The organism is Shewanella sp. 10N.286.51.B7, assembly GCF_002873615.1.
GTDB lineage: Bacteria > Pseudomonadota > Gammaproteobacteria > Enterobacterales > Shewanellaceae > Shewanella > Shewanella electrodiphila.
Genome location: NZ_MCUF01000037.1, coordinates 104,531 through 125,472 on the forward strand (window position 1 = coordinate 104,531; position 20,942 = coordinate 125,472).

At 41.9% G+C, this 20,942-nt stretch carries 16 protein-coding genes and 1 other RNA gene; 8 read left to right on the plus strand and 9 right to left on the minus strand.

Annotated features, from left to right (window positions below; genetic code table 11):
- Positions 1–114: 114 nt before the first annotated feature.
- Positions 115–945, minus strand: a complete 831-nt coding sequence (locus tag BCU84_RS11715) for an SDR family NAD(P)-dependent oxidoreductase (protein WP_102528262.1) — start codon at positions 943–945, stop codon at positions 115–117.
- Between the two features lie 107 nt (positions 946–1,052).
- Positions 1,053–1,442 carry a DUF393 domain-containing protein gene (locus BCU84_RS11720; RefSeq protein ID WP_102528263.1) on the minus strand — a complete coding sequence of 130 codons (390 nt, stop codon included), beginning with the start codon at positions 1,440–1,442 and terminating at the stop codon, positions 1,053–1,055.
- Positions 1,443–1,590: 148 nt separating this feature from the next.
- Here BCU84_RS11720 and BCU84_RS11725 point away from each other — a divergent pair, with 148 nt between their 5' ends.
- The 6 genes from BCU84_RS11725 (at position 1,591) to folM (ending at position 9,129) form a co-directional block, all read left to right on the plus strand.
- On the plus strand, positions 1,591–2,679 hold the full coding sequence (locus tag BCU84_RS11725) for an efflux RND transporter periplasmic adaptor subunit (RefSeq protein WP_102528264.1): 1,089 nt from the start codon (positions 1,591–1,593) through the stop codon (positions 2,677–2,679).
- Between the two features lies 1 nt (position 2,680).
- Positions 2,681–3,832: an efflux RND transporter periplasmic adaptor subunit gene (locus tag BCU84_RS11730; RefSeq protein ID WP_102528265.1), complete on the plus strand. Its 1,152-nt coding sequence runs from the start codon at positions 2,681–2,683 to the stop codon at positions 3,830–3,832.
- A gap of 74 nt (positions 3,833–3,906) precedes the next feature.
- Positions 3,907–6,975 (plus strand): efflux RND transporter permease subunit, encoded by a 3,069-nt coding sequence (locus BCU84_RS11735; protein ID WP_102528266.1) that lies wholly within the window; start codon positions 3,907–3,909, stop codon positions 6,973–6,975.
- Between the two features lie 130 nt (positions 6,976–7,105).
- The gene (folX, locus tag BCU84_RS11740; RefSeq protein WP_102528314.1) at positions 7,106–7,462 is read left to right on the plus strand and encodes a dihydroneopterin triphosphate 2'-epimerase; all 357 of its coding nucleotides are present in this window, start codon (positions 7,106–7,108) and stop codon (positions 7,460–7,462) included.
- Between the two features lie 70 nt (positions 7,463–7,532).
- Positions 7,533–8,177, plus strand: a complete 645-nt coding sequence (gene folE, locus BCU84_RS11745; RefSeq protein ID WP_102528267.1) for a GTP cyclohydrolase I FolE — start codon at positions 7,533–7,535, stop codon at positions 8,175–8,177.
- Between the two features lie 226 nt (positions 8,178–8,403).
- Complete coding sequence (folM, locus tag BCU84_RS11750) at positions 8,404–9,129, plus strand: dihydromonapterin reductase (protein ID WP_102528268.1); 726 nt, start codon at positions 8,404–8,406, stop codon at positions 9,127–9,129.
- 125 nt (positions 9,130–9,254) lie between these two features.
- On the opposite strand, the gene BCU84_RS11755 is transcribed toward folM, so the two are convergent.
- Entirely contained in the window at positions 9,255–10,466 is a 1,212-nt protein-coding gene (locus BCU84_RS11755; RefSeq protein ID WP_102528269.1) for an MFS transporter, read from the minus strand.
- 165 nt (positions 10,467–10,631) lie between these two features.
- Here BCU84_RS11755 and BCU84_RS11760 point away from each other — a divergent pair, with 165 nt between their 5' ends.
- On the plus strand, positions 10,632–11,513 hold the full coding sequence (locus tag BCU84_RS11760; RefSeq protein WP_102528270.1) for a LysR family transcriptional regulator: 882 nt from the start codon (positions 10,632–10,634) through the stop codon (positions 11,511–11,513).
- 216 nt (positions 11,514–11,729) lie between these two features.
- Here BCU84_RS11760 and BCU84_RS11765 read toward each other — a convergent pair whose 3' ends face one another.
- The 6 genes from BCU84_RS11765 to zapA all read right to left on the minus strand — a co-directional run bounded on the left by BCU84_RS11765 (position 11,730) and on the right by zapA (position 19,593).
- Complete coding sequence (locus tag BCU84_RS11765) at positions 11,730–12,503, minus strand: 5-formyltetrahydrofolate cyclo-ligase (protein ID WP_102528271.1); 774 nt, start codon at positions 12,501–12,503, stop codon at positions 11,730–11,732.
- Between the two features lie 226 nt (positions 12,504–12,729).
- Positions 12,730–14,616: a hypothetical protein gene (locus tag BCU84_RS11770; protein WP_102528272.1), complete on the minus strand. Its 1,887-nt coding sequence runs from the start codon at positions 14,614–14,616 to the stop codon at positions 12,730–12,732.
- Positions 14,617–14,670: 54 nt separating this feature from the next.
- A complete protein-coding gene (locus tag BCU84_RS11775; protein ID WP_102528273.1) occupies positions 14,671–17,154 on the minus strand; it encodes a hypothetical protein in 2,484 nt (827 codons plus the stop codon).
- A gap of 42 nt (positions 17,155–17,196) precedes the next feature.
- Positions 17,197–18,651, minus strand: coding sequence for a glycerophosphodiester phosphodiesterase family protein (locus BCU84_RS11780; RefSeq protein WP_102528274.1), 1,455 nt, complete (start codon positions 18,649–18,651; stop codon positions 17,197–17,199).
- Between the two features lie 388 nt (positions 18,652–19,039).
- Positions 19,040–19,222: non-coding RNA, 6S RNA (ssrS, locus tag BCU84_RS11785), on the minus strand.
- Between the two features lie 62 nt (positions 19,223–19,284).
- Positions 19,285–19,593 (minus strand): cell division protein ZapA, encoded by a 309-nt coding sequence (zapA, locus tag BCU84_RS11790; RefSeq protein ID WP_102528275.1) that lies wholly within the window; start codon positions 19,591–19,593, stop codon positions 19,285–19,287.
- Positions 19,594–20,281: 688 nt separating this feature from the next.
- Here zapA and BCU84_RS11795 point away from each other — a divergent pair.
- Positions 20,282–20,857: a UPF0149 family protein gene (locus tag BCU84_RS11795; RefSeq protein ID WP_102528276.1), complete on the plus strand. Its 576-nt coding sequence runs from the start codon at positions 20,282–20,284 to the stop codon at positions 20,855–20,857.
- The last annotated feature ends 85 nt before the right edge of the window (positions 20,858–20,942 follow it).

Below are 20,942 nucleotides of genomic sequence, written 5' to 3' on the forward strand. Positions count from 1 at the left end.
AGCTACTGTTTATCAAGCTATTGTTTACCAAGCTACCGTTTATCAAAGTATTGTTTACCAAGATACCGTTTATCAAGCTACTGTTTATCAAGCTACTGTTTATCAAGCTATTGTTTACCAAGGTATTGTTTTACCTTGCCAGTCTAGAAATTCCGCTTCATGATTGAATGATAACCCTTGATGAATCGTCAGTAATTGTTGTGCGACAAACCTAGTTGTGAACAGTTTTCCTTCGGGTACGTTGTGTTGAAATGGTTTTGACAAATCAGTGTCTGTGGTACCAGGATGAAACGCAATCAGTTTGACGTTGTTAGCTCTGCGGCCATATTCAATTGCAGTGGTTTTGATTAGCATATTTAATGCCGCTTTCGATGCACGATAGCTATACCAGCCGCCTAAATGATTATCACTGATACTGCCCACTCTGGCGCTTAATACCGTTATGATGCAAGGCTGTTTACCTTTAAGCAATGTAGTAAGTTGTTGTAGCCACATCATCGGCACTATGGTGTTTGAATGGAATAGTGCCTGCATCGATTCTGGATTAATCTCTTCTAAGCGCTTTTCTGGCGCAAGTAATGGGCTCGATGTTGTGTCTTTTGAACTTGTCAGGGATTGAACCTCAGCAGTAGAGCTGCCGTTGGCTTGCTTATCAACTTGATTGTGTAACCTACCATTACAGATAAACACGTTAACGATATGGCCTTTGATTGGGGCTAAGGAATCGCAAATTTTTGCTATGCTTTCAGCTGTATAATCTGAAACCATATGCTGCAGATTAACCTTATTCTTAATCGCATCAGTCACAGTAGCTTGGTATTGTGTACTTTGACTGACAGTAATGATTTGTTCGATGTCATTATTTGCAATTAATTGATCAACAATGGCGCTTGCAATACCTGATGATGCGCCAATGATGATGGCTGATTGAGTGCTGTTGAGCATTGACACCACCTAGGTTGCTTTATTAATCGATTGAGTCTGCTTACTCGATGTATTCAAGTTACTCGATGGATTCAAGTTGCTCGATTGATTCAAGTAATTTGATTGATTCATTTTAAGTTGCAGCTGCCTGTTTCACAGCGCTGTTGACCTGTTAATAAGTAAGAAATTTTATAGCGATTTTTAGCAAAACCTCGATAAGCGATATCTGCAAAAGGCTTGACACAAGGCAACCTGAGTAACTGTATCCATTTGTGCTTGCCGGTTAATGCCCACGCTTTAGCTGTCACATCTAAGCCTGTAAGGATTTCACCCGTGTTGGTTTCAGCATGTAATATCTTATTAGCCACACTTAAATCAATATGAGGATACTTTTGCTCAAAACCCTGCTGATTTAGATCCGCCAGTTCAATTTTATGCAAGCGGTCATACTTTTTAAGTTGCTCCATTTCATTACTGCACAATGGGCACGCGCTATCGTAAAAAATTCTTAATTCCATTGTGAGACCTCTTTCAGATTTATTAATAGTCATTATGGGTACGCTCAATGTCACACAATAGATCTCTTATGAGTATCAGCGCACCTTTAATGCCAAGGTATTGAGTGTTACTATCGAGTTAATTGCTCACTTTTTGATGGAACAAAATATGAAGAAACTCAACCAGTTTGCTTCTTTTTTACTCATAACCTCCACGACGTTCTCCTGTCTTTTTACTTTTTCCGCCGCCGCTGCAAGCAGCGATGAAGCCACTAGTGTTTCTAGCATTCCAAGACCTGTCAAAGTGGAACAAGTCGATATCGGCACAGAATACCGTGAGCGCTTTTTACCAGGAGAAGTTAAAGCATCTGAAAAAGCGGCTTTATCTTTTCGTGTGTCAGGTGAAATAGCCCAAATATTGGTGAGACCCGGTGATCCTGTCAAAGCGGGTGATATTTTGGCGACACTGGATAGTGATATATACCAGCAGCAATTAGCCGTCGCCCAAGCGCAGTTTGAATTGGCTAAAGTACTTTTTGAGCGTAATGAGTCCTTGGTTGAGCAAGGTGTTGTATCTCGTAATGATTATGACCAAGCAAAGAGTGATTACACTATTGCCCAAGCAGCGTTGGATAAAGCTAAAGCTGACGTGACGTACACTAATTTAATCGCACCCTATCAAGGGGTGATTTCTAAGCGGATGAAGCGTGAGTTTGAGTTTGTGCAAATGCAAGAAGAGGTGATGGGGATCCGCACTGAGTCCGCAGCAGATATTAGCTTTCAGTTACCCGAACAGTTTATTGGATTTCTACAAAAATCAGATAAGAGCTTACAAGATATCAATAATATCGAAGTGAAATTTGATAGTCGCGATCACTGGTATGCGGCAAAACTCAAAGAGCTAAACACGGTTGCGGATCCAACGACCAGCAGTTACACCATCATTCTTACTTTACCTATGCCAGATGAACTTAATGTACTTCCCGGGATGTCAGCGCAGGTGAAAGTTAAACTGCCCGCAAGAACGGCAGATGCTCACCCCAAAATTCCTGCTGGTGCAATGGTTAAAGAAAACCAAGATACTTTCGTATTTGTTTGGTTACCAGAAGAGAAGCGGATAAAAAAAGTGGCTGTGACATTACAAGGCACTCGATTAATGACAGGTTTAAATGATGGTGATTGGTTAGTGGTTGCTGGAGCAAGCGAGCTCAAGGATGGTCAGTCTGCGGTTAAATGGATTAAAGAGCGAGGATTATAAGATGAAGACACTTTTTCCTCATAAGATACTTTCTACTCATAAGAAAATTTCTTCTCATAAACTGGTGAGTCATAAAGTGAGAAACACCTTAGCGGTATTAGTAAGCCTTATTGCTATAACAGCATGTACGCCGAAAGTGACCATAGAGCCAACTGAAACCTTAGTAAAAACTTACACTTTACCCCGTGCTAATAATGAAGTGATCAGAGAGTTTAATGGCGTTGCAAGAGCGCAGGATTTAACTAACCTGTCATTTCGAGTCGAAGGGCGAATTGAGCGAATACCTGCAACCAAAGGCAAAGTGGTTGAAAAAGGCGAGCTGCTTGCAGTGCTAGAAAAACGGGATTTTACAATCGCATTGAGTGACCGACAAGCCCGAAAAGAAGTCAGTTATAAGCAAGCCCAGCGAGGCAAACAGCTGGTTGATAGTAAGCTGATGGCACAATCTGAGTATGATCAAATGAATGCACAGTATTTGGTGGCTAAAGCGGAAGAGAAACAAGCTGAACTCTATTTGCAGTATACCGAACTTAGAGCACCATTTTCAGGCATTGTCAGTGATGTATTTTTGGAATCTTTTGAAAACGTTCAACCGGGAGTGTCGGTATTGAGCATGCAAAAGGTTGAGCGAATCGAAGTCGATGTGCAAATCCCTGACGTACTGATTGCAGTGTCTAAAAAGGAAGAGGACAGAAAGCAGCAGGTACGACTAAAAGTGAGCTTTGAAGCGTTTCCTAATACGACATTTGAAGGGCGTTTACTTGAAGTTAATACCGAAAAAGACCCACTAACATCAACTTACATTGCCACCATAGCTGTCGATTTAGACCCTAAGTACAAAGTATTGGAAGGTATGCCTGCCAAAGTTGAAGTCAACTTAAGTGATATGACATACACCTATAATCGAGAGTATCTAGTGCCTATTGAAGCCGTGGTCATGCAAGACGGTAGCGATATCAATACCCAAGCAAGTGGTGTCTGGCTTTATAACCCAAGTGATAAATCAATTGAATATCGCTCAGTGACGCTAGGGGTGATTGTCGGAAATGATATTGAAGTCACCAGTGGCCTTGAAGATGGATTGACGATTATTACGACTGGCGCCGCAAGGTTAGTGAAAGGTCAGCGTGTAAAGCTGATAGAAGGAGCCTAAATGATGGGAATATTAATGGGCTCTTATGGCCACAATAGTGACTTACTAACAGCGAAAACAAAGGAATGTGTCTTATGAATATTGCAGGTTACTTTGTTAAAAATACCGTTATCAGTTGGATGTTTACCTTAATCTTATTGATTGGCGGTTTAATGGCATTCACCGGTCTTGGTCAGTTAGAAGATCCACCATTTACGATTAAAGATGCCGTTGTGGTAACGCTGTATCCGGGGGCGACTTCAACAGAAGTTGAAGAAGAAGTGACATATCCCATTGAAAAGGCGATTCAAGCTTTGCCATATGTGGATTACATTCGCTCATTAAGTACTTCTGGTATGTCACAAATCACCGTGACCATGAAAAATGTATACGGCCCAGAAGAGCTACCGCAGATATGGGACGAATTACGTCGTAAAGTGAACGACATGTCAGCCAGTTTACCGCCAGGGGGTCAAACACCGATCGTTAATGATGACTTTGGTGATGTATACGGCATCATGTTGATGGTCAGCGGAGCAGACTATAGCTACCGAGATATTCTCGATTATGTTGATTATGTAAAACGTGAACTTGAGTTAGTTCCTGGTGTGGGTAAAGTTTCTCTTGCAGGTAATCAGCAAGAGCAAGTCTTTGTTGAGATGTCACTGAACAAAGCGGCTAGTTCTAACATTGATCCTTCATTAATCCAAAATTTGCTTAACTCGCAAAATATGGTGTCTGATGCGGGTAATATCAGAGTGTCAGCCGACAACTTAAAAATCCGCACCAGTGGCGGATTTAAGTCCGTCAGCGAGCTTGAAGAATTAATTATTCCTGGCACCCAGGGCAACAAGCTTATCTATTTGAAAGATGTCGCAACGGTTTCTCGTGGCTTTCAAAACATTCCAACCAATCTACTTAAATTTGATCAACACGATGCCATTAATATCGGTATTTCATTTTCAACTGGGGTAAATGTAGTTGAAGTTGGTAAAGCGATTGATGCCAAACTGGCGAGCATTGAAAGTGTCCGCCCAGCTGGGATGGTCATTGAAACCATGTACAACCAACCAAACGAAGTGGACGCTTCAGTAGGCAGCTTTGTGTGGAATCTGATTGCCGCAGTGGTGATTGTGGTCGGGGTGTTACTGGTATTTATGGGCTTCAAGTCTGGTATCTTAATTGGGTTAATCTTATTTTTAACCTGCCTAGGTACCTTTATGTTGATGCTACAAGCCGAAATTGAGCTGCAGCGGATCTCATTAGGTGCGCTTATTATTGCACTGGGGATGCTGGTGGATAATGCCATTGTGATTGTCGAGGGGATCCTCATTGGCAGGCAACGAGGGCAAACAACACTAGAAGCAGCTCAAGCTATTGTAAAGCAAACCATGTGGCCACTTTTAGGCGCAACAGTGATTGCGATTACCGCATTCGCCCCTATTGGCTTATCGCCTGACTCGACAGGTGAATTTGCCGGTTCGCTATTCTGGGTATTGTTGTTCTCGTTATTCTTATCTTGGATTACCGCAATTACGATTACGCCTTTCTTTGCGCAGCTATTTTTTGGCGCAGAGGGTGAGAAAGTAGAAGGTGAGTTAAAAGATCCTTATGGCGGCGCATTTTTTGTGTTTTATAAAATGCTGCTCGATCTATGTATGCGCTTTCGCTGGGTCAGTGTTATCTCAGTAGTGATTGCGTTTTGTATCTCTATCTATGGTTTTGCATACGTTAAACAATCCTTCTTTCCACCTTCAACGACTCCGATATTCTTAGTTGATGTTTGGATGCCTGAAGGCACGGATATACGTGAAACCCAAACGGTTGTCGAAGGCATGGAGAGCATCGCGGTTGAGCTTGATAATGTGGAATTTGTCGCCTCGACCATAGGTAAAGGTTTCCCGCGCTTTTTGCTGACGTACTCACCTGAAAAGAATTACGCATCTTATGCGCAAATTTCTATTCGTACGACTGACTTTGAAACCTTAACCGATGTAATGGTTAAGTTCAGGAAGGATGTTGAAACGGATTACCCTCAAGCGCAGCTTAAATTTAAGCGTCTTGAAATTGGTCCATCAACGGATGCGAAAATAGAAGCGCGCATTAGTGGCGCCGACCCAGATGTATTGCGTAGTATTGCCGCACAAGTGATGGAAATCTTTAATGCCACCCCCGCCACAGTCAATGTACGTCATGACTGGCGTGAGCGAGTGAAATACATTGCACCACGCTTTAACGAAACCCAAGCGCGTCGTTTAGGTATTGTAAAAAGTGAAGTTGATGAGGCATTGAAGTTCTCGTTTACTGGCATGCAAATTGGTGTTTATCGAGAAGGAACAACACTGCTGCCTATTATCGGTAGGCTACCAGAAGATGAACGTATTGATATCGAGTCAATGGAAAGCATCCGCATCTGGAGCCCAGCACTGAGCGCGTTTGTACCGCTGCAGCAAGTTGTCGATGGTTTTGAAGTGAAGTTTGAAGATCCGATTATTCAACGCCGGGATCGTAAGCGTACCTTAACGGTATTTGCTGATACTGATTTTGAGTATGACATTTTACCTGCAGAGCTATTTAAAACCATTAAGCCGAAAGTTGAAGCATTGGAGCTGCCTGTGGGTTATGAGCTGCAATGGGGCGGTGAGTATGAATCTTCAAGTGATGCGCAGGAGTCATTATTTGCGACGCTGCCATTAGGGTTCTTGTTCATGTTCTTAATTACGGTGTTCCTATTTAACTCTGTTAGAAAGCCGTTAGTTATCTGGGCTTGTGTACCGCTTGCGATTATTGGTATTACCTCAGGTTTATTGATTTTAGATAAACCATTTAGCTTTATGGCGCTGTTAGGGATGCTGAGTTTATCGGGCATGCTACTTAAGAATGGCATTGTATTACTGGATCAAATCAATACCGATATTAATAATGGGATCGAAACTTTTGAGGCAGTATTTAACTCAACAGTGAGCCGTGTAAGGCCAGTATGTATGGCGGCAATTACGACTATTTTAGGGGTGTTACCGCTATTAACCGATGCCTTCTTTGAGTCGTTGGCTGCCGTGGTAATGTTCGGTTTAGGTGTGGCAACCATACTGACATTGATCATTGTGCCAGTGTTCTATCTGATCATATTTAAAGTTAAGTATAGAAACTACAAAGAGTTTTAGTTAGCAAAACTAGCGATTTATCGCTATAACTATAAGAGTCAACGGTGAAACGTTGGCTCTTTTTTATGTGATCTAACTTGCTCATTCTCACGTATCACGTTTATGTATTTACAAGAGGCTCACTATGTCTATTAGCCAAGCAATGATTAAAGTAACAAATCTTCGTTTACGTACCTTTATTGGTTTTAACCCAGACGAACGTGAAAAACAGCAAGATGTTGTGATCAATATTGAGATCCAATATCCAGCCGACAAGTCATTTGAAACCGACGATGTTGCTGATGCACTAAACTATAAAGTTATCACTAAAAAAGTTATTCAACATGTTGAAGAAGGGCGTTTCTTATTGCTCGAAAAGCTAGTAGCAGATGTACTGGCTATTTGTAGTGAACACCCATCTATTACCATGTCACGAGTAACGATTGATAAACCTCATGCTTTACGTTTTGCCGACTCTGTTTCACTGTCTTTAGAGCAGCGCAAATAAGCGATCGCCTAGCAAGCTTTCACGTAACGGTGTGGTTTTTATTTGGCACGGGTTGTCATAAGGAAAACACATGATTTCAGAAGAAGCACGCAAAGTGCAGCAAGTATTAATTGAGCGAGGTCTTGAAACGCCATTAGTTGAAAATGACATGACTAATGAGCAAAAAATTGAACGTATCCAAGGCTTAATGACTGAAGTTGTTTCAACTCTCGGATTGGACTTAACTGATGACAGCTTATGCGAAACGCCGCATCGGATTGCAAAAATGTACGTTAATGAGATTTTCTCAGGGCTTGATTATCATCAATTTCCTAAAGTGACCCAAATAGACAACAAGATGGGCGTTGAGGAAATGGTTAAGGTCAGTGATATCAGTGTCGTGAGTACTTGTGAGCACCACTTTATCACCATTGATGGTGTAGCTGATGTAGCATATTTGCCGAAAAAGAAAATTATCGGCTTATCCAAAATCAATCGACTGGTGCGATTTTTTGCCCAACGTCCTCAAGTACAAGAGCGCCTGACACAGCAAGTGCTAGTAGCGCTACAAACCTTACTTGAAACCGATGATGTAGCGATAAGCATTAATGCTACCCATTACTGCGTTAAGTCTCGTGGGATTATGGATACTCAATCCCACACTAAAACGTCAGCTCTGGGTGGATGCTTTAAAAATAATCCAGCTTCACGGGCAGAGTTTTTCTCTAAGGGTTAAATAAGCTAACTTGTCTTTTATAACTTAAAATTGATTTTACAAACTAAGTTTACAAAAGCTGAGTTTACAAAATCTAAGTTCACAAAAGCTACAAAAGATAAGTCTATAAAAAGTCATCAATGATGATTAGGCCATTAGTCAGTGCTAATGGCCTTTGTTTTTTTCGAGTTTATTTTTTAATATCCATAAAGCAGATTTGGATTAACACAAGAATAAGAGATCCCAAATGAAACAAACCATACTGATTACCGGTGTCGGCAAACGAATTGGCTATGCATTGGCAAAACACTTTATTGCCCAAGATATTAATGTGATTGGCACTTTCAGATGTCACTATCCATCAATCGAAGAGTTGTTAGAACTAGGGGCTGATTTATATCAGTGCGACTTATGCCAACCCGCTGAAATCGATGACATGCTGACTCGAATTAAGGCGCAGCATCAAGGGTTAGATTGCATTATTCATAACGCATCTGATTGGCATAACGATAAAACCAGTGCTGACATCACCTCTGCCGATATCATGACCAGAATGATGAACATTCATGTCAGCGCACCTTATCAAATAAACCTTGCCTTAGCTGACATGTTAACCGCCTCAGCAGGCGAAAGTGTCGGTAGCAGTAACATTATCCACATTACAGATTACGTCGCTGAAAAGGGCAGTCAGAAACACATTGCTTATGCGGCCAGTAAAGCGGCGCTGCACAATATGACCTTATCCTTTGCTGCCAAATTAGCCCCAGCAGTAAAAGTGAACTCTATTGCGCCGGCAATGATTTTGTTTAACGAAGGTGATGACGAGGCATATAAAACCAAAGCATTAGCTAAAGCGATATTGCCAAAAGAGGCGGGTAATAGTGAGATTATCGAGCTAGTGGATTATTTGTTGTCGAGCCAATATGTCACTGGCAGAAGTTATGCGGTAGATGGTGGTAGGCAGTTAAAGTAGCCTTTAAAATACTGGGCTATGTTGTCGGTTAATGATGATATCACGATGTTCAGTGAAGATAGGCTAAGCGGAAGGCTTAGCCTATTTATGCCGTCACTAAAACATTATGTCATGACAACCAAAAGTTAGTCAGAGCATAGGCTTTGAGTGTCAGATTGAGCCTTTGTATTTAAACCTGCCGTCTTGTTATCTAGTCGGCCACTTAAACGTGTTAATCCCAGTGCGATCAATACAATCACAGCGCCAACCCAAGGGGTGTGCATTAAGCCTGCGTTAGCCACAATTAATCCGCCGCCCCAAGCGCCTAATGCAATACCGACGTTAAATGCGGCGATGTTTAAACCTGAAGCCACATCAACGGCATCTGGCGTGTATTTTTCAGCTAACTTGACTACGTATACCTGTAAACCAGGGACATTACCGAAAGCAAATGCGCCCCAAATCAAGATAGTGATTACAGCAGTCACAGGGTTAACAGCGGCAAAGTTAAACATGATCAATACCGTTACCAAACCAGAGAATATGATGGTTAGCGCTTTAATCGGGCCCATTTTATCTGCCATTTTACCGCCCCAAATATTACCGACGGCTACCGAAACACCATAAACCAACATAATCAGTGCTATCGCATCAGGATTAAAACCTGAAACTTGCTCTAAAATTGGCGCTAGAAAAGTAAAAGCGGTGAATGTGCCGCCATAACCCAAAGCAGTAATCGCGTATACCAGCAATAAGCGTGGCTGAGTTAATACTTTAACTTGAGCCGATAACTTAGCCGCTGGTGGCTGTTTTAAGTTATTAGGCACTAATATCGCGCTACCAATGAGAGCGATTAAACCCAGTACAGCGACGACTAAAAAGGTGGCTTGCCAACCGAATTCCTGGCCAATGTAAGTACCTAACGGTACCCCTGTCACCAAGGCTACAGTGAGGCCGGTAAACATAATGGCAATAGCGCTGGCAGCTTTTTCTTTTGGCACTAAGCCTGTCGCAATGGTTGAACCAATCGAAAAGAAAACACCATGGGCTAAACCTGTGAGTATTCGCGCCAGCATCAAGGTAGTGTAATCAGGCGATTGCCACGCCAAGAAGTTGCCGGCTACAAACAATGCCATTACGGCAAGTAACACATGTTTGCGATTCCATTTACCCGTAAGGGCTGTTAGCACAGGAGCGCCAATGGCGACCCCTAATGCATATAAACTAACAAGTAACCCTGCTGATGGCAGAGTGACATTTAAATCGGCAGCCATAGTCGGAATTAAGCCGACGATGACAAATTCAGTGGTACCGATAGCAAAGGCGCTAAGCGTCAATGCAAGGAGTGCTAAAGGCATAATATTGTCTCATTCAAGTAATTAACTTCAGTGCGTGTTTTGTTTCAATGACGCTATTATGCCGATAAGCTTATTTGCTAAAAATAGTGCTTTTTACAAATTACTTTTGTCATTAATGGTTATAATGAAGAGGTGAAATGACATTGAAAGATTAAGGGTATAGACATGCTGACAAGATCCGATGATTTAACCATCTTACTGACCGTGGTAGATACCGGAGGGTTTTCTGCAGCAGCAGAAGCACTGGATATTCAAGTTGCAAGGGTATCGCGTGCGGTGAGTAAAATTGAAAAGCAGTTGGGCGTGTCTATTCTTAATCGCACCACCAGACGCGTGAATGTTACTGACGAGGGGCGACGTTTTATTGATTCAATTCGCACAGGGTTGCAGCAGATCCAACAGGCTGAAGATGATCTTATGGCTCAAAAAGAAATGCCCCAAGGGCGCTTACGCGTGGATGCCGCTAGCCCATTTGTATTCCATCAACTTGTGCCACTCATAAAGTCATTTAATCAGGCATACCCTAACATTCAATTAGAGCTAAGCTCCAATGAAGGCATTGTCGATTTAATTGAAAAACGCACCGACTTAGCCATTCGCATCGGTCATTTATCAGATTCTTCATTACACGCTAGAGCACTGGGTAAAAGCGCCTTGTACTTAGTGGCAGCACCAGAATATCTCGCTACTCGAGGCATACCGATGCAAACTGCCGATTTAAGCGCACACGACACCATAGGTTTAACAGGCTCAAAAGCACTCAATCAATGGCCGTTAAAAGGATTTGAAGCACTTAACCCGAGTTTTTCATCCAGCAACGGAGAGACGGTGCGTCAGTTATCGATTGCAGGTAATGGCATTGCGTGTTTATCTGGTTTTATGGTCAAACAAGATATTGAAGCTGGGCGATTGATATCGATACTAGAGACACAAAAGCTATCTAATACAGCAAGGGAACAGGTCAACGCTGTGTACTATCGTTCCTCCACAGTCGCCAAGCGGATCTCTGCCTTCATCGACTTTATTCAACCTAAGTTGAGTTTGTAGTTGGTTAAGCTGACTTTTGCGCTCAGTCAATATTGGCAATGCCAAATCTTGAGCGTATCCCTCAACTTTTAGTTAAGCTAACTTTTGATTAAGCTAACTTTTGATTAATCCAACTTTTCATTAAGCTAGCTTTTGATTAAGCTAGCTTTTGATTAAGCTAACTTTTGATTAATCCAACTTTTCATTAATCCAACTTTTCATTAACCCAACTGCGCATTACCCCAAATGTGCTGAGAAAATCCTTCTCGTTGGCGTAATGATCACCGGTAAGGGCACATCCCAATACTCTATTGGCAAAAAGCTCACTTGTTGGCAGTCATGGGCATAACCTACAGCCAGAGGTTTATTGTCAGTTACTTGTGCTAGGGTGCGATCGTAAAATCCGCCGCCCATCCCCATACGGTTACCTTGATCATCAAAGGCCACTAATGGGGTCACAATCATATCTAGTTGGTTTACTGTAACCATATGGCGGATATCTAACTTAGGCTCAGCAATATCATAGCGATTGTTAATCATCTGGGTATCCGGGGTGTAGCGCATAAACAGTAAATGGCCCTTAGCAAAAGGGTGCAAGCGCGGTAAATACACCTCAACATCATGTTTCCATAACGCTTCAATTAACTTGCCCGTTGCTAATTCGCCATCAAAACCTAAATACAGTGCGACCCGCTTAGCAGAAATCCGTTGAATTTCGGCTAACAAGTGACGGCTGGCAATTAAAGCCAATTGATTTTGATCCGCTGCTGAAATCCCATTACGTTGCTGCCTGATATGGCGACGTATATTGTCACGACTCATATCATTACTATCAAAAATAGGCTCAGATAATGAAGGATCGGTAAAAGAGTCATTTTCCAACATTATTTGATGAGATACCGCAGGATCAGTTGCAGTGCTGCTAGAGGAAAAATAGGTAATTGAGGTTTGATTTGCAGCTTGAGTTAATGGCTGCTCATCTGAATTAGTCATAAAACGCGTCATGCTCATAGGTAGGAAGTACTCCATCACTTACAAATGAAAGATAAAAAGGCGTTATTAATAAGGAAACCGTTTTCAGGTTATCGCGATAAAGCAAAATTTCAAAGAAGATAATCAACTGTTTAAGCAGCATTTGCTTATATGACGAGAATTAATCAGTTGTAAGATAAAAAAACGCAGATTAGGTTACCCATAATCTGCGTTTTTCAATTGTGTATTACTTAGCAATGATGGGTTATTTTTCCATGTTCATTGATTTTAGTAATACTGGGCTGTCGTATTCAGCAACTAAACATTTGGCTTTTAGCCAGAATTGGCGACGTGTAAGGAAGTAGGCAAATATTACTGATAACATGGCCCATTCAACTAGGTTTTCGGCCATGAATCGAGTGCCAGGATGTAAAAACTCCAATAATTCATGCGGATACCTTCCATGGTTTTCAATAAAACCGACTCGAGTATTCAATAAATACAGGCCGTAATGCATGGCGCAGAAGGCACCAATACCAGCGATGAACCCAAGTAACTTGGTATACCATCTGTTAGGCAATTTAGCGCCAAACATCATAAAGTAAAAGCCCACTAATATTGATGCTGCCAATAATGCATTGGTTACTTCTAATGGATGGTTAATAACTTCAAGCCCGTTATAGAACAAGCTGAACCCAATATGTGGGACGAGTATGGTTAAACTGAATGCGAGTAACCATGTCTTCCCAGGGCCAATGTTCTTCCAATACCACTTTTTGACGCATTGAAAGCTCAGCCAGAAAAAGCCAAAAAAGAATAAGTAATTACATAAAGCAGGCAGGCCAAATAAGGCAAACTTCATTGTTAGTAATGCAAAATACCATTCAGGAAGCTGTAGTACACTCATGCGGTATGCAGAATCTTGTGCAAAAGTGGGGTACATGGCAGCGAATAAAATGCCTAAAGTAAGGAATAGAAAAGTGAAACTGATCAAGCCGCCAAACATTTTAGGTGCAATACCTTTAACACTTTGTTTTTTAAGCTGGGTCACTAAGGTCTGATAATTGGAGACCACAGCCTCTTTAATATCATTAGAAACCCAGTTCTCTTCCAGTAATCCAATTTTTGTTTTGGTTTCGCTAGCTTCAATGATGTCTTTAATCGCAGGCGTTGCCAGTACCGATTTATCAGTTGATTGACTACCGCCACCTAATTGCTTGGCCACACTCCACACTGCTGGATCGTAAACACCACCGGCATCGTGGGTGTTATTATTGCTCCCAGCAAAGCACATTGTGGTATCAACTTGATCGATATTGGCAGTAAATTGCAAAGTAGGCAGGTTAGCGGTAAACGCATATATAAAGGTGCAACCATCTAACGCACCTTCTACATTAACTTCGGTGACTTCAGTTAGTTGGTGAACGAGTTTTAGGCCGGTTTTCTTAACGTAATCGGTAGTCCATTCATGGTAATCATTGGTGTTATAAGCCCACTTTGTGCTGCGTATTGCATTACCGTCAATGGTGTAACTAAAGTAGAGATAACCACCACCATCACAAGTGCGACAAGTGACCTTGCCACTTCCGCCACATCCGCCGCAAGTATTACTACCGCTCCCCCAACAAGCTGAACATGACTCCGTGGTATGAATGGTGCGATTGTTTTCATAACGAGTGACATGATTACGGCCCTTGCCGCCGCAACTTGAACAAGAAGTACTGCCACGACCATGACAACTAGAACAAGTATCTTTACCTGTACCGTCACAGGTATAACAGACTTTACTGCCTACATAAGTCTCAGGAGCTGATTTTAAGCCCCTATCTTTAATCAAAAAATTCTCAGAAATATCAGGGCCGAGGATTTTAAGGAAGCGATCGTTGAACAAGCTATTTTGACCGCTAACATATTGTTTAGCAGTATCATTAGCACAACTATAGGCATTTGATGCCGAGCCAGATTTTATCCCAGAAGGGCAATGGCCGCCGTGTTCATGTTCTGTAACACCGATCTCAATGGTCCAGCCAAAGGTAAAATTGAGCTCTGGTAGTTTTGTTTGTTCGTCGCTTAATACAACGGGTACATTTACACCCGTTAAGTCTTTACCGTTATTGCGGATAAACTCTTGGAATTGTTCTAATTTACTCACGTAATACTTCCTATCAATCAATGCGTGAATGTGACGTTAAACTGGTCGTTCGTTTTATAACTTTATGGTGAAATCTGTTTCATCGGCCTTGAGGTATACCCATTTTCTAACAGCTTGATGGCCATTAGCTGACACTTTAATGTCATAGCCTCCAGGCGGCAGCATCATACCTGCCGCATATTTCGGTTTTATGTTCATTACGGCGATATTCGCACCACTAATATTAGTAGTAATTGTGAGTGGCAATAAGGCTTTAGCTACAGATGCTGAGCTTGGATGAGAGCTGGTTTCATGCTCTGGCATGATGGCTAAATCAAAGCGGTTAATCGGCTCGCTAATCGCATCAAATCCCCGAGTAATCATTAGGTGTTCATCGATCCGAGCACCAATAGGTTGCACCATAGGCTGAGTCACCAATAACCATTTAAGTGCGAATGAAATACTGGCAGAGTCATTGTTTTCCATTTGCTCAAAAAAGTAATGCATAGCGGAATCTTTCATGGTGTATTGGTTACTACTCACGGTGATTGGTACGATAAAAATCGACAACAATAACACCGCAGAAATTCCGCCTTTAATGTAACCTGCTTTGGCTTTTTGTTTACCATCGGCGGGTTCAGCATTGGTTTTATTGGCTTGCTTAGCTTGGACCAACTCAACGGCTTTCATCGGCAGTTTTAATACCGTTAATAACACTAATGCTAAGCTAATCGACATGGATATAGGTGGCACTATGGTTGCGCGCAGTGCAGATTTACCCGTTGATTCAAATGCGCCGCCATCAGCAAATTCAGCTTGCTGGGCCTCAAGTACATTAAGGTACTCTGTGGTTTTACGTTGAATATTAGGCTCAATAATACGCTGCTTAAATTCGCGGTTATTCCAATCTGCGAGGGTTGGGCTAACATAAAGCTCTTTCATTTTCCGTTCGATACGTTTTTGAATGTCGCCTTGCTTTTGGAATTGTGACCAACTCAAATTAGGCGGCATATCTAAGCCTTTATTTTTCATGCTTGAGCGCCAGCGTTTATCCGCTTCTTGGCGAACTTTTTTGGCAACGGCATTATCAAAACTGGTGCGATCAGCCATCACCCAAGTGGTGGGTAAAGACAAACCTTTTTGTTTGAGGGTTTTATTCACTTTAAGGCTGGTTAATTCATGATGTCTAAATTCATGAATAGACGAAATTCCTAATGGGTAACCACCTGATTCTTTGACAAAGTCAGGTTCCATTTTCACCATCAACACATTCTTATAGTGGTTAACATCATTGGTATAGACCATACGATGATCTTTAAAGCCTGCATCGCCGCCCGTCGCAGCATCAGCTGCTTGCATCGCGGTAAATAAACCAAACGTCATGATGCCGGTGATAATAGAGTTACCGACATTTTCAGACGTCGAAATTTCTTCTCGGATTAACCAATCATCAGGGGGAATATAAGGAATGCTGTATTTAGCGATTTCTTTGTCGTAGCCCTTTTGTAAACGTTCATAACAGCTGTTTTTACGGCTGCCTTTTTTCATGTCGCCGCATTTATTGCGACGCTCAAAAAAATCATACATTTTAGGGGCGATTTTTTGCGCTCTAGATTCAACTCGAGCTTCATAAGCGCTAACGCCTTTTTGATACTTACCCCAACCTTGTTTCACTTGATTTTGAGTATCTAGCCAATACTCATTTGAGCGTTCAGGTGAGCTTGCCAGTGCTTGGTTGTATTCGTTAGAACCTTGAGCATACTCTTTGTAATTATCCCGCAGTGAATGACGAAACTCATCATAGTTTGCGTAGTGCTCGTCAAAGCGAGACAACGCGCGATCGCGGACAAACTTTTCCATGATCATGCGCTTCTTTTGTTTAAGATCATCGACCAGTTTATCGTCAGCGTAAACTAAGCCACCAAACACCGATAAGAAGGTTTTTTCTGTGGCGTTATGGTCAGAGTCAGGGTCGTAATCAATGCCTTCAAACTGGATTGACTTTTCAATCAACGCACTGCGTAATACTTGAGATAAATAAGCTTGTTGACGCTCAGACGGTGACGAGGCATCAATAATAAAATGATCAACCAGCCATTTTTGCCCAAAAAACACCGTTGGCCATACCAAGATTGCAATCAAGGCGAAGTAGCCAATGGCTCGGCCTACACGTGCGACTCGTTTGCCCTTTAATAGCATATCGGCCAACAACAGGGTGACACCAATACCACTGATGGTTCGGCCAAATAATTCAACCGCGCGTAAATCATCTTCGCTGGAGTTTTTGCCGCCTGCCACATCAGTTAGCGCTGCATTAAATACCGCCTCAGGGAACAAATACAATACCGAGCAAATAAACATCAGCATCATCCACCAAAAAGGTTTGCCTAATTTGGTGATTTCATTTTCACGGGCTTGCTGGGCAGCGGCCTTTGCGGACGAGCTTTTCTGCTTTTTTTGTACTTTTTCTAATTGCTTTTCTGCCACTTGCATTTTCTGCTGTGTTGGCGTTTTATTGAGCAAGTTGGTTGCAAATGGGCTTTGTTTTTTATCAGTCATTTTGTTGCTTACTTTTTGTTTTTATTATTGTCTTTGTGTGCGCTATTTTGCTTTGCTATCAGGCAAAGTGAGTAAAATGGTTTCACCGGTTTTATGCTCAATTTTCTCGTCAGTAATGGTCGGAAATCCATGCTCAAGCAAGGGGGTTGGCGTGGTATTTTTCACATGTGCCTTTTTGGTGCCAGTGATGGATTTAAGCCCGTCATTGAGGGAAAGGTAATAGCCTTCAGTCTGATAGCCCAACATTTCCTGAAAACGATCAAAGTCTGCATCTTGAGGCAATGATGCGATATAACGACCAAGGTTACTGAGCGGTTGGTAGCGCTTTGCAGGCACTGAGGCGGTAAATAAACGTTGGCAAATTTTATAAGGTGTCGCATCCACAATCACACCGTCAGGCAGCTTATTCTTGTTGAGTTTAAGCAGCTGTGTTTGATGATAGTCGGTGCCATTGAGTGAATAAGTATAGACTTTCATTCCTAAGCTATGAGCTCGACTTTTTACTGCTAAATGCTGCATATAGCTGCGAATATCCAGATGAATACCAGAATTGCTACCGAGCTTATTTTGCAGTTTTCTTAGGGCTTCGCTGCTGGTGTAGTCTTTGTAACGTGAACGATAGCGCTTAGTGCCGTAACGTCCAGCTAGCTCGATGTCATCTTGGTTATCAAGGTAATAGGCATCATTTTTAACCCCTTTACGTAAATCACTGCGTAGCTTTTCTATACTCGTTGGGTGTCCTCCTTGTAAAAAACCAAGATACACATAAGGGTTAATCCCACGAAGTTTGTATAAAGTGTCTTGATCTGCCGCTGAAAAATAATAACCACTGAGGCCAATATATTTACGCAGCATATTGTCTAAATCGACAAGTTCTTGGCCATTGGCATCGGACTTTATTTCTACATTGAGTTTTTGCGAAGGCAGGCGATAAGCGGCAAATATCTTAAATGCTTCAGTGGCCGTAATTGGGCGCTCATTGAGTAAAGCATTCGTGTCTTTATCACGCAGTTTCAGTTCAGAAAAATCTTTGCGAGACATACGCTCAAGCTTGTAGCGCTCGCCAGTGTAGTGCACGGTTGCACGACCAGTTTGACTGTCATGGTGATTAACCCAAGTGCCATCTTTAAGTAGCATGACGTCAATTTCAACACTATTGAAGTTGTCATTTAATGCTGCAGCAATGGCGTTATAGCTACTTTCCGGCTGTCGAAAATCACCACGATGGGCTGAGATATCAATAGGACATTGTGCTGTTGATAGCATCTTAATATGGCCATGATTGGTGAGGTATAAATTACGATCGCCAAGCGCCATTTGGGTATCAATAATATCTAGGCCCTGACTAGCTGCATCAAGAGGTAAGTGAGCAAGTGCAGCGGGGACAACATAAGCTGGTTCAACGGGTTCTGGAGTTGATTTACAGCCAGATAAGATAACGAGACCAGTGATAACTATGAGGTTGAAAAAGGTAAAATGTCGGGTACGACCTGTCATAATCCATATTTACAAGTTATTAATATTGTAGGCTTTATACATGATTGTTTTCCCTGAAACAATATCAACCATAGTTTTAACGTGTGTATCTTTGTCAGTTTGCGATACGTAACAATTTTGCAGCCTGATTACACAAGTTTTGATACAGTTTTTGACAAGTATTGGATAGTTAACTGAGTTGCTTAAGGGGAGGGTAACGTGGCGGGACTTCATTGTTAAGCGGTCGACATTGTACTAATAAGTATTGAGTTAAGTGCTGAGTTAAGTATTGGGTTAAGTGCTGAAAACGGACGCTTAATCGTAAAAGTATATGGCTAAATCTCAGAGTCAAATGCTGAAGATTCAGGCATAAAAAAACCACCCGAATAAGGTGGTTTGTTTAATTAGGATGCTCCCCAGAATACCGACCGTCGGTGTAGCCCTTGAACCGTAGGTTCAAGGCGGGAAAATGTTCATCTCCTAAGGTTTCTCGGTACAAGCCGAGCATACGCAATGTCAATGAAAGCATTCACCCTGGGTTTGTAAATATCGGCACAGGGACATAACCTACAAGCGCATATCCCAGGGAGCAAAACCGGTGTGAATCATGTCAAACTCAACTTAAAATTGGTCTAACACAAGTCTAAAAACTGTTTAGTCGTCCTTGCTAGTTCGTTCAATCAGCGAGTTTTCTAACGTCGACTGTAATAACGAAATACGCTCATCCATTTGCGCCATGTACTGCTTATTCTTTTGCTGTTCTTCATGTAACTCGTAACCAATATTCAGCGCGGCCATAATGGCTAATTCTTCGCGGCTTAAATTGTTGGTACGTGCTTTCAGGTTAGTCAGCTGTTGCTCAACACCTTTAGCGATCGAACGCAATGCATCCTCTTGTCCTTTTGGACAAGCGATAGAGTAGGTGCGCCCTAAAAGGGAGATATCTATAGCACTATTACTCATATGTCGCTGAGGATCCTTATTCGTCTAAAATAAAAATTGTAGCAGTTTATCTAACCCCTTGACTGTAACGCTTTAGCATTAAAGCCATTTCTCTTTAAGATTAAGCCGTAAAGCTTATCGCATAACACTAAGTGCTTATTATCTAACACTCAATCAAGAGAATGGAACTAGCCTATTTGCGGACTATATAGCGCATATATTAAAAGTGCAAGGTAACTCGCGTCCTTAACACCTATTTGCTTGATGTATGAGCAGCTTAGGCCGCATATGTAACCTCCTAGTGACAACAGAGGTTAATTGCTAGCAATTTATCGCTATCCAAACTGAATCAACAGATACCGCAACTAGATACCGAATATGTTTATTTCGACCTGATTAAGCATACTAGTTTTGACACCATTCGCTTAGTTTATCGAGTTATATGTGGCAAGGTTTATATTAGCTTTTGATTTAGTTAATTCAGCACCATTAAAAAACTGAAAACAGAACCTAATGATTAACAAGCAATTAGCCTGTTATCTAAGCTAATCATCCCAAGGTGCTTTATACTAAAGAGATTCACATCAAAGTTTGTATAAAAACACGTCACCGGTGGCTAAATTACTCAGCAAATTCTTGTGCAGAGTTTGGTGGCAGTTATTAACTCTGCTAGCATTGCAGCAGATTGAATATTTAATGGAACATTACCATGGCAACCCCTCCTTCTTTATGTATTGAAAAACTGAAAAAAGCACTCGATTCAGCTGAAATTGGTCAGCATCCAGTCGAGGTGCATGGCGCCTTAGTCGGGTTAATTTGTGGTGGGGTAGAACAAGCTAATACCGTTTGGCTAAAACCATTACTTGAATTAATGAACGATGGTCAGCCATTAACCAGCGAGTTACAGCAATTAATCACGGAACTGTTTCAAGACACAGCCACCCGTTTGGGCGATGCTGAATATGGGTTTAATCCGTTACTACCTGAAGAAGAAGAGCCACTAAGCACTCGTCTAGAATGTTTAGCCTTATGGGTACAAAGCTACCTTACTGCCATTGCGTTAATTCAGCCTAAACTGAATGGCGCATCATCAGATGTACGTGAAATCATTCAAGACTTAGGTGCGATTGCACAAGTTGAATTTGACGTAAGCGATGACGATGAATCAGAAGCTGCGTTTATCGAACTGCATGAGTTTGTCAGAATGGCCGCTGTATTATGTTATTCAGAGTTCGGCCCAGAAATCCCATTCGATGACAGCGAGCCTGCAGCGCCACTGCATTAATAATTTAAGCTTCACTAAGTACTAAACAGTAAATTAGTCAGCTAAAACACGCGCACAGATAATAAGTCTTGTGCGCAAGCGTCAA